Below are 16,072 nucleotides of genomic sequence, written 5' to 3' on the forward strand. Positions count from 1 at the left end.
ATTTAAAAAGTTTTTAAAAGACCATGTACAGACACACTATTATTACATCCATTATTATTACCACCGGGATATTATATCGGAGGAAGTAATTCTATTGTATAAATAAGTGTACACGACATATAGAGCCTTCCTCCTCCGGGGAAGGCTTTTTTTATTGAAACACACTATTTTAAAATTATAAAAAGACGAAAATGAAAGTATTAAAGTTCGGTGGAACGTCAGTCGGGACGGTGGAGAGCATCAGCGCAGTACTGGATATTGTTAAGAAGTCCTTTGACGAGGGAGAAAAGCCCCTAGTGGTTTTATCAGCGATGTCTGGGGTAACGAACCTGCTTACCAAGATGGCAGAGCATGCGGCAGAACGACTTCCCTTCGAGGACGATCTGAAACTTTTGGAAGAACGGCATTTCGAAGTTGTAAAGAAATTGATAGCTGTAAAATTTCAAAACCCGGTATTTACCAAACTGAAGCTTATGCTGAACGATTTGGAAGAGATACTGCAAGGCGTAAGCGCGCTGAAGGAGCTCAGCGCGCAAAGTAAAGACCTGATTGTCTCTTTCGGTGAGCGTCTTTCCAACTACATGGTTTCCAAAGTGATGGAGCAATATGTGGCGCAGGTAGAGTTTGTAGATGCCTCGCACTATGTAAAAACCGATTCGAATTTCGGCAACGCGCATGTGAACGAGGAGCTTACCCAGCAATTGATCCAATCACTGGGGCATAGCCATGCAGATAAGTTGTTGTTTGTAACCGGCTTTATCGGTTCCAACGAAAAAGGCCGCGTGACAACGTTGGGTCGCGGTGGCTCCGACTATACAGCTGCAATATTTGGAGCTGTTTTACAGGCATCGACCATCGAGATATGGACCGATGTAAACGGTATGTTGACGGCCGATCCACGTATTGTCAAGAAAGCATTTTCGCAAACGATCCTTTCCTATACGGAAGCGATGGAACTTTCTTATTTCGGCGCCAAGGTGATCTATCCACCGACGATGATACCGGCATTTTTGAAGAAGATCCCTATCGTTATCCGGAATACTTTTGAACCTGCTTTTCCCGGCACGACTATACAGTTTGAAAGTGGTAAGTCTGCTTTTCCGATAAAAGGCATATCATCAATCTCCGATATTTCGGTGATCAATCTATCTGGTAGCGGCATGATTGGAAAGTCTGGATTCAGTGGTCGCCTGTTTACCTTGCTGGCGCGCGAACAGATAAACGTAGTACTGATCACCCAGTCGTCTTCGGAGCACAGCATTACATTTGCAGTCAATCCAGATGATGCTGCAAAAGCGGTAAGTTTGATCGAAGCGGAATTCGAACTGGAGCTGGAAGCTAATAAGTTGCAGTTGCCGGTGGTTGAGGAGAATCTTTCGGTTTTGGCCATCGTCGGCGAAAACATGAAACGCACACCAGGCATGTCGGGGCGCTTATTTTACGCCTTGGGCCGAAATGGTATCAACGTGCGCGCTATTGCACAGGGATCCTCCGAGCTGAATATTTCGGTGATCATCGGTAAGGAAAATTTGGCTAAAGCTCTCAATGCGGTGCACGATGCGTTCTTTGCGGCGTTGAAGAAGACATTATATGTGTTCAACGTGGGGACTGGAAACATTGGAGCCACGTTGTTCAGACAAATCCGTGAGCAGCATGATTTTCTATTGGATAATAATGATATTGAAATAAAAGTGGTCGGCGTTTCCAATTCGAGAAAGATGTTTTTTGATGTGGATGGCATCGACTTAGAGCATTGGTCGGAGTCGTTGGAAGCCAGCGGAGAGGTGGCCGATCTGGCCTCCTTTATTGAGCGTATGCGCGCCATGAACCTACCAAATTGTGTATTTATAGATAATACAGCGAGCAAGTTGCCCTCGACCTACTACGAGGATATCTTTAAAGCGAATATTTCGGTTGTCACTTGTAATAAAATTGCCAATTCTGGCGCATATGCCCAATACCAGCTGTTGCGCGAAACAGCGCGCAAGCATGGCGTAGATTTCTTTTATGAAACCAACGTGGGGGCAGGTTTGCCTATCGTTCGGGTCTTGAAAGACTTGATGTTAAGCGGCGATCGTCTCGTGAAGATCGAGGCTATACTATCAGGAACGATCTCCTACATCTTCAACAACTTTGTGGGCGAGGCTTCTTTCTACGAAACGGTAAAACAGGCACAAGCATTGGGATATACCGAGCCCGATCCACGGGATGACCTCGGCGGTGTGGACTTTATGCGTAAGATGTTGATCTTGGCGCGTGACGCTGGTCATGCCTTAGAACCAGAAGCGGTAGACTTGGGAGCCATATTGCCTAAGGCCTGTTTAGAGGCTTCTTCGGTGGATGATTTTTATGCAGAACTATTAAAGGCGGATAGCTATTTCAATGGACTCAAAGAGCAGGCGGCTAGCGAAGGAAAGGTGATTCGTTATATCGGAAAACTCGAAGAGGGCAAGGTTTCTATTGCGTTGGAAATGGTAGATGAAAATCACCCATTCTATGCGCTATCGGGTAGTGACAATATCATCTCCTTCACGACAGAGCGTTACAAAGATCGTCCATTGGTGGTGAAGGGGCCTGGCGCGGGTGCAGAAGTAACTGCGGCAGGTGTGTTTGCAGACTTAGTGAATGTAGGAGCATAAGAAACAATTATGGAACTGGGAAAAAAACAATACCAAATAGATTTTAGCAAGATACTTGATCAGATTCGGGTTTTCGCACCGGCTACCGTTGCCAATATGATCTGCGGATTTGATGTGTTGGGGTTCGCCGTCGATCATCCCGGCGATGAAGTTGCCATGTATCGTGTGGCGGAACCGGGCGTTCGCATTCGTTCCATAGTGGGCGATGAAGGGCGTTTGCCTTTAGATGCGGATAAGAATACGGTGAGTGCCTGCGTAAAAATGCTGCTTTCTCACTTAGGACTGCAGGAAGAACTGGGGGTGGAAATCGAACTGACCAAGCATATGCCCATTGGCAGTGGGCTGGGATCGAGTTCGGCTAGTACCGTGGCGGGGCTTTTCGCTATCAACAATTTGTTGGGTAATCCGCTATCCACAGCAGAGCTGATGCCCTTTTGTGTGGAAGGAGAACGGCTAGCCTGCGGACATGGACATGCTGACAATGTGGCGCCTGCGCTGATGGGCGGAATCACGCTGATTCGCGGCTACAACCCTTTGGACGTGATCAAGCTGCCCGTGCCGGATGAATTGTATGCGGGGATCGTGTTTCCGCAGGTGGATGTACCTACGCGCGATGCACGGCAGCTGATTAAGGAGAAAGTATTGTTGAAAGATGCGGTGACGCAATGGGGCAATATTGCAGGACTTATCGCTGGGCTCTACGAGTCGGATTACGACTTGATCAGTCGAAGTATGCACGATGTGCTTATAGAGCCTACGCGAGCAATTCTTATCCCTGAATTCTATGAAATGAAACGTATCGCGCTAGCAGCAGGAGCATTGAGTTTCGGTATTTCCGGATCAGGACCATCGGTGGTGGCTATTGCGCGCGGCAGCGATATTGCCGAGCGTGCTGCGACGGAAATCCAACAACATTTGACCGATTGCGATATCGATAGCTTGAAGTATGTTTCGGCCGTAAATGTTGGCGGCCCAAAGGTCTTAGGCTAATCCTTTTTGAAGCAAGATAAAATAAAAGATAACGATGAAATTATATAGTACCAATAATAAAGATTTACGCGTCTCCTTCCAAGATGCGGTATTCCATTCACTGCCGCAGGACAAAGGCTTGTATATGCCTGAACAGATCCCCACGCTAGATCCGGCATTTATTCGAAATATTCAGCAATATTCTTTGCAGGAAATTGCATTCCATGTTGCCCATGCGGTAATCGGGGATGCCATCCCTGCTGTTGACTTAAAGGTAATTATTGCTGATGCGATCAATTTTGATGCTCCAGTAAAATTCTTAGATGCCGAGCAGGCGGTCTTAGAATTGTTCCATGGTCCGTCCTATGCGTTCAAGGATTTTGGCGCGCGCTTTATGAGCCGTGTTATGGGCTATTTTTCCAAGCAGGGCGACCAGCTGTTGGATGTACTGGTGGCTACCTCCGGCGATACCGGCGGCGCTGTGGCGCTAGGCTTTCTTGGGGTAGAAGGCACACGCGTCACTATTCTTTATCCCAAAGGAAAGGTATCTAAAGTACAAGAAGAGCAGCTGACGACCAATGGACAGAATATTCGTGCGCTGGAGGTTGATGGTACCTTCGATGACTGTCAGGCTTTAGTGAAGAGGGCGTTTAATGATGAGGAGCTGAACAGCAGCTTACGTTTGACATCGGCCAATTCCATCAATATTGCGCGTTTGATTCCGCAAACGTTCTACTATTTCTGGGCGTATGCACAGTTGAAGTCTCAAGGAGCAGATCAGGTCGTGTTTACGGTGCCGAGCGGTAATTTTGGAAATATTGGTGCCGGTTTGTTGGCTTATAAAATGGGGCTTCCCGTGAAACACTTTGTGGCAGGAACCAATGTAAATGATACGGTACCACGCTTTTTGCAAGATGGACAGTATGTGCCAAAACCATCGGTGCAGACCCTAGCCAATGCTATGGATGTAGGCGATCCGAGCAACTGGGTGCGCATTCAGGATCTATTTGATCAGGATGTCGATGCCATTCGCGCAGTGGTGTCGTCTTACACGTATAACGACGAGGAAACAAAACAAGGTATGGAAGAACTTTTCGAACGATACCACTATGTTGCCTGTCCGCATACGGCAATAGCGTATCTCGCAGCCAAGCAGTATAGAAAAGAGCATGATGGTAATTATGCTTCCGTATTCCTGTCGACCGCGCATCCCTGCAAATTTCCCGACGCCATATCTGCAGAAGCTTTCCAAGCCATCCAGCTTCCAGAGGGGGCGTCCGCGTTAGCCGAAAAGGAACGCTTAGTAACGGAAATCGAGGTGGATTATGAAGCTTTCAAAGCTTATCTGCTTGCCAATAAATAATTTTAATAGCTAGTGTGTACAAGAAAAGGAGGCAAACGCCTCCTTTTCTGTTATCAATCATGTTGTGCACTTATTTGCTGACTGGAAGTTTGATGGCAATTTTTACGACTTCGCCTACCCCTTTTTTAATTAAGTTATATTCCGTTCTATTGATCTGAAATGCGCCCTCGAAGGTACCTTGGTTACCTTTTTCATGAAAGGTAAACGGTATTTGTATCGCTTTGCTGACGTTCTTGATCTGGAGGTCTCCCGTTACGAGATAGCCGGATGCCGTTTTCTTAAAGCTCTTAGATTTGAAACTTATCTTCGGATACTTCTCCACGTTGAAAAAATCTTCCGCTTTGGCGTGGTTGTTTTTAAGCCACACACCGGTCGCTATGGTATTTACATCAACCGAAACATCTATCTGTGCAGCGTCTACATGTTGTTCGTCGAACACAATTTTTCCTTGCAGTCCTTTGATTTTTCCGCTGGCCTTATCGGTGTCAAACTGGATGACATAGTCGTCTTCCTGAATTTTCCAAACGGCGTAGTAAGCCGTGCCGAATGCGCTTAGGAGGATGGCCAACAGCAGGAGTGTGGCAGAGATGTTTTTTTTCATGGATGAGTTTTTTAGATAAAACGGATGCTGTTATAGATTGTTGTTTCTTTTTACAAATTAAGTCCTTTTATTGACTCAACTACAAAAGCTAAGCTTTATTTTTGTAGCGATGAATAAAATAACCCTTCACCGAGGAAAAGATAAAGCTGCATGGCAGTTACATCCTTGGGTGTTCTCTGGAGCAATTGCACATATAGCGGGAAAACCAGCCAATGGTACGGTAGTCGAGGTGTTCAATGCGGAAGATGAATTTATAGCTTTTGGTGTTTACAATGCCTTTTCTCGCGTTGCTGTTCGCTTATTGGAATGGAATCCGGAACGTGAAATTAACGATAGCTGGTGGCGCGATCGCATACAGCGCTCGATCGGTTTGCGTAAGCATTTGCTGACCGATAGCAATACCACGGTGCGGCTGATTTTTGCAGAAGCGGATTTCCTACCCGGTCTGATTGTGGACAAGTATGGCGATTTTATGTCGGTGCAGGTGCACGCTGCGGGTGCCGAGTTGGTGAAAGAGGTGATTATCGATGAGCTCGTTGCACAGCTAAATCCAAAGGGTATTTATGAGCGCAGCGACCTGAAGTCGCGCGAACATGAGGGCTTGGCGGATGCCAATGGTTTGCGCTATGGACAGATGCCCCCTGAGTTTGTGGAGGTCATCGAAAATGGAATACGTTATCAAATCAATATCGTTGAAGGCCAGAAATCCGGTTTTTACTGTGACCAACGTGATAACCGCTGGCTCACGGCGCAATACGCAAAAGGCAAGCGCGTACTAGATTGCTTTTGCTATTCTGGCGGCTTCACCTTGAATGCTTTTCAGCAAGGAGCTGCCGAAGTGGTTTCCGTAGACAGTTCAGCGCTGGCGATAGATACGTTGAAGCGTAATGTTGTGGCCAATGGGTTCAATAGTGAAAGTCATCAGGCTGTACAATCCGACGTCAACAAGTATTTACGTCAGCTGGGAGAAGCCGGCGAAAAGTTTGATCTCATCGTCTTGGATCCACCGAAATATGCGCCTTCACGATCGGCATTGGAGAAGGCTTCGCGTGCATACAAAGATCTTAACCGCCGTGGCCTTATGTTGCTAGAGAGCGGTGGTCTGCTAGCCACGTTCTCCTGCTCGGGAGCCATGGATATTGATACCTTTAAGCAAGTTATTGCTTGGGCTGCGCTGGATGCCGGACGAGAGATACAGTTTATTCGACAGTTTACCCAGCCGGAGGACCATCCAATACGCGCGTCCTTTCCAGAGGGAGAATACCTCAAAGGTTTGTTGGTTAGGGTCGTTTAACGACCCTTGCCATTTTCCTGCGCGAGGTAGGAACGAAAATAGCCACATTCCCGAATCACCTCTTGGTAGTATTTGGTGTCGGCATAATCGTTTTTCAAGTTCCTGAATCCTGTCCAAGCCTTAAACATGGCCTGTTCGGGGTCTGCCCAATAATATTCCTCATTTTGCAGGTAGCTTTTACGGTAGAACTCGTTGCGATCTACCTTTGCCATAAGATAGGATACCTTGGCACGCTGTTCCTTGTTTTCAGCTGCGCTTAATGCTTTCTCGTAATACATTTTTGCATTTGACATGCCAAGTATGTAGGGTTGGTTTTTTGTGGAAATGTAATTTCCATATTCGCCGATAATCGTATTGTAATAGAAAACTCGCGCATTTCCAAAAAAAGAGGTGCTGTAGTAGGCATTTCCTAGCAGCAATGCATTGGTATACACATCCGTGCCACGCTCGATATGCTGCTTCAATTCCTGGACTTTACGTAGGAAATCTAGCTTTGTATATTTCACTTTCTGCGGTGCTTCGTGATCGCAGTCGTTACAGTCCTTGATTTTACCGTTAAAAGGGTTTCCCCTTAAAATGGCGGCGTTGTAGTAGATATCATCGTAGCCGCGATCGATGCGTACCTGCTGTGGTGTAGCTCGCTCCATCAGATCTATGGCTTCTTCGATTCGGTTTTGATAATAAGCGTAAATGGCCCGGCTTTCGTATATATCGCTCAGGTTATAGGGGTACAAATCTGCAAAGAGCGTATTCCATCCATTTTTGTTCTCTTGTAACAGAAATTCCTCCATGCGCGCTCCTTGTTCTTTATTATCATAAAACCCTTGCTCGCTGTACAGAAGTTCGGCCATCAACGGATTGTTGTTGTTTGCATATACGGCAGATAGCGCTGTTTTGATCCAAGTGGAAGCGTATTCATAGCGGAATGACTTCGTGAGTACGGAATCTTGTGGCACCTCTTGGTACAGCCAAGTTAAGTCGGCAAGCAGATCTTTTTCACTTTTTGCATCGACTTTCTTTAGTTGTGAAACTTTGTTCAATAAGCTGAACAGCCGAATCTGTGCGGCGACGAGCGGCTGATTGCGCGCATAGCGCGCTGCTTTGGCATAGGCTGTTTTTGCGACCTCATGGTCTTTGCAAAACATGCTGATGTATCCATAAGCGAGGTAAACCAAAGGCGGATTATGTAGCTTCTTCGGCTGTTTTAAAACCTCCCCCAACCAGTTTAGTGTCTCCTTGTCTATTTGGCTTGCATCCCACGGATAGCTACTTTTTTGAACGTTGTAGTAGTCGTTTACCTTAGATTCCTCGGCATTCACCCAACGGGTGAGTAAAAAATCGAGATGCGGACTGTTTGCCTGAATGGCGTAGATGCGCTTCATGGCCTCGGCTGCATCATGGTAATAACCATTCATGGCTACCATGCTGGCCTGTACGGCTTTGCTGTCGGCCTGTTGTAGTGCTTGATGGAGGGAGTCCGCGGAAAGCGGTCTAAAATTGTAAAGTGCTTCGTGTCGTTTGCTGGGTACATCGTTAAAGATGGAGGCAAAGAGCGCATTGGACTTATCGTAGGCCGATTGCTGGTAGTAGGCGCCCGCTACATAGCCTAGCGCGCGATAATACAGATCGTTTTTGGGCTGTTTGTTAGCGCTGGCTTCGAAAAATGGAATAACACTGCCGCGATCGTCGGAGTAGAATTTTGCTTTCAGCACCTGAAACCAAATCCGGTTGGCGAAGAAGGCATCCGGCTTTTCCAAGTTTTGATAAAAAGTCTCGATGTCCTCCACAAGGGACGATTGGGTTTGAACAACGATACGGTCTTCATAATCCCAAGAGGAAAAGGTTGTTGTAGAGGAGGCTTCTATAGCCTTGGCATAATGTAAAAACTGTACAAAGTTCTGTGTTTTTTTCGAGGCGAGAAGACCTGATCGCTGCGTAGCGTTGCCTTGTAGCTCTCGGTAGAGCTGCTCGATCTCTGTGGCGGACGAGTCGTTCATCAGGTAAAACGTAATCTTATTTTTCGGCAATGCAGCCCCGAGATACTGCTGCCAATCTGCGAGGATGTTGTCCTTATCTTTTTCGATATATTCCAGTTGCGCATAATCGTAGAATTTCTCTTCGGGAGCGTAAAATAACGGCTTGTAGGAGTCATCGGCAAAAGCCTCGGGCGTAAAAGAGGATACGTAGGAGTAGCCCCACCAGCCATCGGCGCAGGCATAAGCATAAATGCCGATTCCCAGTGCCAATACACTAACGGAAGCGACTAGCAGTTTCTTGAAAAATGTCCTTGTCATAGCGACGAATATTCGTTTGATCTAAATCGTAAAAGATAATTTCAGTAGGCTGGTGCTTGAGGTACCGCTTGAGGTCGCTCGCCATCTCGAGCAACATGTCGGGGCGGATACTTTCCAACTTTATCTCATCTCCAGCAGCAAATAGCTGACCAAAATAATGTCCTTCTCGCTCTATTTTGAATTTTCCGTTTTCTGTCTTTCGAAATGCCGAATTCCCAGTTACTTCCTCTTCTCCTAGGCGGTTGATCAGGTTGATCACTTTTCCCTGCCGAAGATGGACGCCCCAAGAAAAGATGGGCAGTGCAATCTTTAAAGGCAGTGGGTACTTGACCAAGCTTGGTATGTAGCCAGCCGCAACCCGCCGGTCATAAATGGAGTTAACTTGATTTGCCGAAATCGTACCGATATTGTAATACATCAGTACGCCGTAATCGACCGGCGGAATACCGGTCTTTTCTGCATATTTTACCTGATGCAGGCGTATGGTGCAGGAGAGTAGGGCAGTCCATTTTGTCTTCATTTCTTTGACAAGTAAAAAAAAAGCGGATTTGCTCTTTAGGCTCCAGTCACAGTCTAGTTGAAGTTCAGGGGCTGTGATGCCATAGTGCTTATTAATCTGCTCGACGTAGGCTAAGATCCGATCGGCAAGAAGCTTTACATCCGTATCGGGGTTTAGCAGTACTTCATTTTTGATGTAGACCACAGGTACGATGTCTTGCTTAGGTATGGATTTGAAGACCACGGGGCTTATAGGGAAGGGTTCTCCGCGCTGCAGGCCTACATCAAAATAGCGAACGTATAGACGGGAACTTTTGTTGTCTCGCAACAGTTGCTCTTCTTTGTCGCTGAGTTTCCATGTTGTTTTCCAAGAATAGAAGGATACGCCTAGCGGTTCGGATGGGGTGGTACAGGAAACAACCAAAAAGATCAGTATAGCCCAGTATATTTTCATAGAAAGACAAAACTAGCTATTTTGTGGTTGGTATAGTGTCATAAAAAGGCGTTGTCTGGTAAATCGGCCTTGCCAGACAACGCTATATGACATTTACTTGATGAGGTCGAGCCAAGCTTGCGCCATGAGATTGGCACCGGCCATGGAGGTGTGCACACCATCTGTCGTCCAATAGTTGCCTGCGCCGCGGCTTGCAGCTTTGTCAAACACGGACTGGTAAGGTAGAAAAACGGCATTGAATTCCTTGGCGATTTCTTTTGCCGCCTGCTGATAGCCTAAGAAATCAGGATACCAGTTGTCTTTTACGTGTTTCACACCTTTTACGCCAAAGGGCTCACCAATAATCAATTTTACGTTGGGCAATGCTTTCAAGGTTGTTTCAAGCAATTGCTGGTATTGTTCTTTGTATTGGGTGGAGCTGTTTTGTGCACCACTATCTTTTGTTCGCCAAAAGTCGTTCACGCCAATCAGGATGCTGAGTATCGTTGGTTTTAGTGCTAGTGCATCATTATCCCAGCGTTTGACAAGATCGGGCACCCTGTTGCCACTGATTCCCCGGTTGTACACCTGAATATTTTTATCAGCATATCTATTGAGGAGGGTGCTGCCTGCAAGCAGCGCATAGCCATTTCCGAAGGCTGCAGTGTCATTGGCTTGCGTCTGCTCTCGTTTACGACCCGCGTCGGTAATCGAATCGCCCTGAAATAGGATGATATCGTTCGTTTGTACACTTATCTTGCCGCTGGGCTTGGCTGTTGTTTCTGCTGCAAGGAGGCTTTTGGCGCCCAATGTTGCAGCCCCCAACGATAGTAGGCTCTTGGCTAAAAAATTTCTTCTTGATTCCATAGGTTTACAGCTGTTTTATGTATGCTAAAAATAGAACTTTTAACAGAACTTTTCAATGGCTGTACGAATAATTTTACAAGCATCCTCAATTTCAGGGAGCGTGATCGTAAGTGGTGGGGCAACGCGCAAAGCGGTTTCGCAGTGTAGATACCAATCGATCATAATCCCTTGTCCTGCACAGTAATTGCTTACCGCATAGACTTGGTCAAAGGATTCCAGTTGTATGCACATCATCAAACCTAGTCCTCTTATTTCTTTGATCTTTGGGCTGTCCAGAAGTTCGCGGAAGCGCGCTGCTTTTTCAGGTACGGCATCGAGCAATTGTTCTTCTTGGATCACCTGTAGAGAAGCGCGTGCTGCAGCACAGCTCATTGGATGTCCGCCGAAGGTGGTGATATGTCCCAGCATGGGATTATCTTTGATAACATCCATCACTTCTTTTCTCGCTACAAAGGCGCCAAGAGGCATGCCTCCACCTATTCCTTTGGCCAGCATCAGGATATCAGGCACTACGTCAAAGTGCTCAAAGGCAAACATTTTTCCCGTTCTGCCGAAGCCCGTTTGTATCTCATCAAAGATCAGCAAAGTACCCGTTTCATTACATTTTTGGCGCAGCGCCCGGATAAAGTCGAGATCGGGCACGCGCACGCCAGCTTCGCCCTGCACGGCTTCGATAATGACCGCCGCCGTTTCATGGTTTATTTTGTCCAGTGTGCTTCGGTCATTGAAGCGTATAAAATCGATTTCCGGCAATAGCGGAGCATAGGCCGAGCGGTATGCATCGTTTCCGATTAGGCTCAATGCCCCTTGCGTACTCCCGTGATAGGCTTTTTCAGCAGCAATGATCTGCCGACGTCCGGTGAATTTCTTGGCAATTTTCATGGAACCTTCCACGGCTTCGGCTCCACTATTGGTGAAGTAAACAGAGGCAAAGCTCGACGGGAGCACTGCGAGCAACTCGGTCGCAAACATCACCTGTGGAGCCTGCACAAACTCGCCGTATACCGTAACATGTAGGTACTTCTCCATTTGTTGCTGCAGGGCTTCCAGCACCTTGGGATGACGATGCCCAATGTTGCTCACATTGAATCCCGATACCAGGTCCATGTAGCGCTCGCCTTGCGGTCCGTATAGGTAAACACCTTCGGCTTTATCCACTTCCACCAATCGAGGAGAGGACGAGGTTTGCGCCGTGTTTTGTAAAAAAAGTTCTCTATTGCTGATCATTGTTTTTATAAAGGAAAGGTTCAAAAATAACCATTATCTTTTTAGTAAGCCAGTGTTGCCATTAAGAAAGGGGGGGGAGCCCAAATGTACAGTACAAAAAAAGAAGCTATGGTGTAGCTTCTTTTATTTATTTCTTCGTTGCAGCTCTTTGTAAAGGAGCTCTCTAAAGTTTTGTTCTATTTCAAAAAACTGCGAGGCGCGTGAATTTCCGATTACCTCGGCAAATTTTTTACGGTATTCTTTTTTTACCTCCAGCTCTTTGGCATCATAGGAGAGCACATCGCGTCTACCCGACCCGTTAAACGAACTTGCGCCACGCGGAGCATCTGCCGACGATCCTGTTTTTTCAGATTTCAATGCCCACATCTCCTTGTTGTACTGATTGTACACCGGAAAAAAGCGCTGTGCCTCTGCCTGCGACAGATTCAATTCTTTCGTGATATAGGCCACCTTTTCGTTTTCTATTGCTGCGAAGCGTTTGGAATCACGCTGCTGAGCATTGACGCAAAGCACGTAGAACAACAGCATACTTAAGGTGATTGATAAATGTCTAAAACGTAACATTATAGTGTGTAATTTAAATAGTCTTCGATATCATCTTCCTTTATCTTACTGCAAACGCCTTCCGACTCTGCAGGTTGATAAATATATTCCATGATATAGAGCAAATCATCATTGCCTTTGGAAGATGTGAGGTAATTGACAATTTCCTCTTCTTCAATGGCGGCTAGATGTGTTTCGGTAACATCAACCTCATTGTGTTCTATGATAGCATTGTAAGAAGCCGTACCTAGAACTGTTGCTACACAGGCCGCAGCGGCATACTGTATCCATCGTTGTGCATACATACGGCGGACGGGCTTATCTTCCACAACTGTTTCTGCAGAAGTAGCCTTTACTTTCGCGGTGATGTTTGCTGTAAGTTTTTCAAAATACAGTGTAGGTGCGGTGAAGCCATCCACAGCTACTGTACTGCGTAAGTTGTCTTCAAAAACTTTCCCCTGTATACGTTCACCCAAGGATTCGAAATAACCTGCAGGTGCAACAAAGCTTTCTTGCTCCTGGAATGTTGTTTCTATCTTGATACGGGATTGAATAGTTTCCTGAAGTGTCTCGAAATAGCTTGCTGGTGTGCTCCAAGACTGCGCTTCTTCATCGGGTTTGGCAAGCGCTACTTGGGCAGTGATACGCTCGGTCAGTTGTCCGAAGTAAGCATCGGGCACCGAGAATGCTTGCGCTTCCGGAGGTACTTTTCCTTCTAGTCCTATCTGCGCCTTGATCGTGGATGTTAGCGTCTCAAAATAGTCCGTAGGTACTGAAAAAGGATTTACACGTAAAGATTCCGGTAGATTTGCGCCTTCCATTCCCTCATGATATGTGTTATTTTCCTTCATAGTCTATTTTTAGAGTAGCGAATGCGACAAAGGTTTAATCACTCGAAGAAAAAAAGTTCTCTATTTTTTTTACGGCCAAATGGTAGGATGCTTTTAGGGCACCAACACTTGTCCCGAGGATTTCGGAAATCTCGTCGTACTTCAGATCCTCAAAATACTTCATGTTAAATACCAACCGTTGTTTTTCCGGCAGCTTCAACAAGGCCTGCTGCAGTTTCATTTGCGCCTTGTCGCCGTTGAAATAACTCCCTTCCGCTAGGGTATCGGCTAAGTAAGCAGAACTGTCGTCATCTAACGACAGGTTCTGCTTCTGTTTTTTCTTGTTTAAAAAGGTGATACACTCGTTCGTCGCGATACGATATAGCCATGTGTATAGCTGTGCGTCTTCCCGGAATTTCTCTAGGTTGCGCCACACCTTAATAAATATATCCTGCACCACATCGTCTGCATCATCGTGGTCGATCACCATGCGGCGAACGTGCCAGTATATTTTTTGTTGGTATTTTTGAAGTAAATAGCCAAACGCCTCTTCGCGTGTGCGTTCATCAGCAAATTTTGATATGATTAAGGCGTCTTCCATTTATTCTTTAAACTATTATTTTCTAGCGATTACTTTACGCGCTGCAGCAACGATGGAACTAGCATTTAGGCCATACTTTTCCATAAGCTGAGCTGGTGTTCCCGATTCGCCGAAGCTATCGTTTACAGCCACAAACTCTTGCGGAGTCGGTTTTTTAGTCGCCAATAACTGTGCCACGCTATCACCCAAACCGCCTAGTCTATTGTGTTCTTCGGCAGTAACGACGCAGCCTGTTTTGGTAATTGATTTCAATACAGCCTCTTCGTCCAATGGTTTGATGGTATGGATATTGATAATTTCCGCATTGATACCTAGTTTTTCCAGCTCTTCGCCTGCTTGGATAGCTTCCCATACCAAGTGTCCCGTAGCAATGATGGTCACGTCGGTACCTTCGTTCAATAGCACAGCTTTACCGATTTCAAATGTTTGATCGGCTGGTGTAAAGTTAGGTACAACAGGGCGTCCGAATCGGAGGTAAACAGGACCTTCATATTTTGAAATAGCTATGGTTGCCGCTTTCGTTTGGTTGAAGTCGCAAGGGTTAATCACGGTCATGCCTGGAAGCATTTTCATGAGCCCGATATCTTCCAATATTTGGTGGGTAGCACCATCTTCACCTAGCGTAAGGCCGGCATGTGATGCACAGATTTTTACGTTTTTGTCAGAGTAGGCGATTGATTGACGAATCTGATCGTAAACGCGACCTGTAGAGAAGTTGGCAAAGGTACCCGTAAACGGAATTTTTCCACCAATAGTCAAACCAGCTGCAATGCCCATCATGTTCGCTTCAGCGATACCTATTTGGAAAAAGCGTTCTGGAAATTCCTTGATGAAATCATTCATTTTTAGCGAGCCAATAAGGTCGGCACACAGGGCAACCACATTTTCGTTTTGTTTTCCGGCTTCCAATAGTCCTGCGCCGAAACCTGAACGTGTATCTTTTGATTCAGTGTATGTGTATTTTTTCATTCTTGTAGCATTGATTAGTACGTCGTCATACAATAGGCATGTATGGAGATAACAAGGCCTACCAACGGGTACTAGGGTCTAATATCTGATTAATAATCTCCGATGGTTCTAGGCAATTGATTTAGCGCCAACTCCAACTGCTCGTCGTTAGGAGCCACACCGTGCCATTTATGCGATCCCATCATGTAATCGACACCGTTACCCATTTCGGTATGCAATAAAATAACAACCGGCTTTCCTTTTCCTGTGCGAGATTTAGCCTCTTCAAGTCCTTGGACGACCGATGCCATATCATTTCCTTTTTCTACGTCGAGTACATCCCAACCAAAGGCTTCCCATTTCGCACGTAGGTTACCCAGCGATAATACTTGCTCGGTGGAACCGTCGATCTGTGCACCGTTGTAATCTACGGCAGCAATCAGGTTGTCAATTTTGTTGTGCGGCGCATAGAGTGCAGCTTCCCAAACTTGGCCTTCCTGCAATTCACCATCGCCCATCAATACGTATACTAAGCTGTTATCCTTATTTAGTTTTTTTGCCTGAGCAGCACCAATGGAAACAGATAAGCCTTGTCCTAATGAACCAGAAGCGATACGGATACCTGGAAGATGTTCGTGGGTAGTCGGGTGTCCCTGTAGTCTAGAATCTATTTTTCTAAAGGTACTCAATTCGCTCGCTGGGAAGTAACCTGCACGCGCCAAGGTACTGTAGAAAACAGGTGAAATGTGACCGTTCGACAAGAAGAATAAATCTTCGTTTACACCATTCATGTTGAAGCTTGGATCATGTTTCATCGCATGGAAGTAAAGGGCTACGAAGTAATCTGTACAACCGAGCGAGCCTCCTGGGTGACCAGACTGACAAGCATGTACCATACGAACGATGTCGCGTCTTACCTGTGAAGCGATCTGTTCAAGTTTGTTGATATCTGCACTCATTTTTTA

The 16,072-nt window shown here is 46.1% G+C and carries 14 protein-coding genes; 4 read left to right on the forward strand and 10 right to left on the reverse strand.

The window, feature by feature from the left end; translation table 11 throughout:
• Positions 1 to 191: 191 nt before the first annotated feature.
• The 3 genes from thrA to thrC are packed head-to-tail and all read left to right on the forward strand — an operon-like array spanning position 192 to position 4,971.
• On the forward strand, positions 192 to 2,639 hold the full coding sequence (thrA, locus tag SCB77_RS15880) for a bifunctional aspartate kinase/homoserine dehydrogenase I (protein ID WP_320182977.1): 2,448 nt from the start codon (positions 192 to 194) through the stop codon (positions 2,637 to 2,639).
• Positions 2,640 to 2,648: 9 nt separating this feature from the next.
• Positions 2,649 to 3,629: a homoserine kinase gene (locus SCB77_RS15885; RefSeq protein ID WP_320182978.1), complete on the forward strand. Its 981-nt coding sequence runs from the start codon at positions 2,649 to 2,651 to the stop codon at positions 3,627 to 3,629.
• 34 nt (positions 3,630 to 3,663) lie between these two features.
• Positions 3,664 to 4,971 carry a threonine synthase gene (gene thrC / locus SCB77_RS15890; RefSeq protein ID WP_320182979.1) on the forward strand — a complete coding sequence of 436 codons (1,308 nt, stop codon included), beginning with the start codon at positions 3,664 to 3,666 and terminating at the stop codon, positions 4,969 to 4,971.
• A gap of 70 nt (positions 4,972 to 5,041) precedes the next feature.
• On the opposite strand, the gene SCB77_RS15895 is transcribed toward thrC, so the two are convergent.
• Positions 5,042 to 5,572: a YceI family protein gene (locus SCB77_RS15895; protein WP_320182980.1), complete on the reverse strand. Its 531-nt coding sequence runs from the start codon at positions 5,570 to 5,572 to the stop codon at positions 5,042 to 5,044.
• 109 nt (positions 5,573 to 5,681) lie between these two features.
• On the opposite strand from SCB77_RS15895, the gene SCB77_RS15900 reads away from it, so the two are divergent.
• A complete protein-coding gene (locus tag SCB77_RS15900; RefSeq protein WP_320182981.1) occupies positions 5,682 to 6,866 on the forward strand; it encodes a class I SAM-dependent rRNA methyltransferase in 1,185 nt (394 codons plus the stop codon).
• Here the strand turns inward: SCB77_RS15900 and SCB77_RS15905 are convergent.
• From SCB77_RS15905 to SCB77_RS15945, 9 genes are all read right to left on the reverse strand, one after another.
• On the reverse strand, positions 6,863 to 9,160 hold the full coding sequence (locus tag SCB77_RS15905; RefSeq protein WP_320182982.1) for a hypothetical protein: 2,298 nt from the start codon (positions 9,158 to 9,160) through the stop codon (positions 6,863 to 6,865). The two genes, SCB77_RS15900 and SCB77_RS15905, sit on opposite strands and share 4 nt — an antisense overlap.
• Complete coding sequence (locus SCB77_RS15910; RefSeq protein ID WP_320182983.1) at positions 9,117 to 10,112, reverse strand: hypothetical protein; 996 nt, start codon at positions 10,110 to 10,112, stop codon at positions 9,117 to 9,119. Before SCB77_RS15910 ends, SCB77_RS15905 begins: the two co-directional genes overlap by 44 nt.
• 93 nt (positions 10,113 to 10,205) lie before the next feature.
• Positions 10,206 to 10,958, reverse strand: coding sequence for an SGNH/GDSL hydrolase family protein (locus tag SCB77_RS15915; RefSeq protein ID WP_320182984.1), 753 nt, complete (start codon positions 10,956 to 10,958; stop codon positions 10,206 to 10,208).
• 39 nt (positions 10,959 to 10,997) lie between these two features.
• Positions 10,998 to 12,185: an aspartate aminotransferase family protein gene (locus SCB77_RS15920; RefSeq protein WP_320182985.1), complete on the reverse strand. Its 1,188-nt coding sequence runs from the start codon at positions 12,183 to 12,185 to the stop codon at positions 10,998 to 11,000.
• A 123-nt stretch (positions 12,186 to 12,308) separates the two neighbouring features.
• Positions 12,309 to 12,749, reverse strand: coding sequence for a hypothetical protein (locus SCB77_RS15925; RefSeq protein WP_320182986.1), 441 nt, complete (start codon positions 12,747 to 12,749; stop codon positions 12,309 to 12,311).
• Positions 12,749 to 13,579 (reverse strand): hypothetical protein, encoded by an 831-nt coding sequence (locus tag SCB77_RS15930; RefSeq protein WP_320182987.1) that lies wholly within the window; start codon positions 13,577 to 13,579, stop codon positions 12,749 to 12,751. The genes SCB77_RS15925 and SCB77_RS15930 overlap by 1 nt, the downstream gene beginning before the upstream one ends.
• A 34-nt stretch (positions 13,580 to 13,613) precedes the next feature.
• Positions 13,614 to 14,159: an RNA polymerase sigma factor gene (locus tag SCB77_RS15935; RefSeq protein ID WP_320182988.1), complete on the reverse strand. Its 546-nt coding sequence runs from the start codon at positions 14,157 to 14,159 to the stop codon at positions 13,614 to 13,616.
• A 15-nt stretch (positions 14,160 to 14,174) separates the two neighbouring features.
• The gene (locus SCB77_RS15940; RefSeq protein ID WP_320182989.1) at positions 14,175 to 15,128 is read right to left on the reverse strand and encodes a transketolase family protein; all 954 of its coding nucleotides are present in this window, start codon (positions 15,126 to 15,128) and stop codon (positions 14,175 to 14,177) included.
• Positions 15,129 to 15,217: 89 nt separating this feature from the next.
• Entirely contained in the window at positions 15,218 to 16,066 is an 849-nt protein-coding gene (locus SCB77_RS15945) for a transketolase (protein WP_320182990.1), read from the reverse strand.
• Between the last annotated feature and the right edge of the window lie 6 nt (positions 16,067 to 16,072).

It is taken from the genome of Sphingobacterium bambusae, from assembly GCF_033955345.1.
Lineage (GTDB): Bacteria > Bacteroidota > Bacteroidia > Sphingobacteriales > Sphingobacteriaceae > Sphingobacterium > Sphingobacterium bambusae.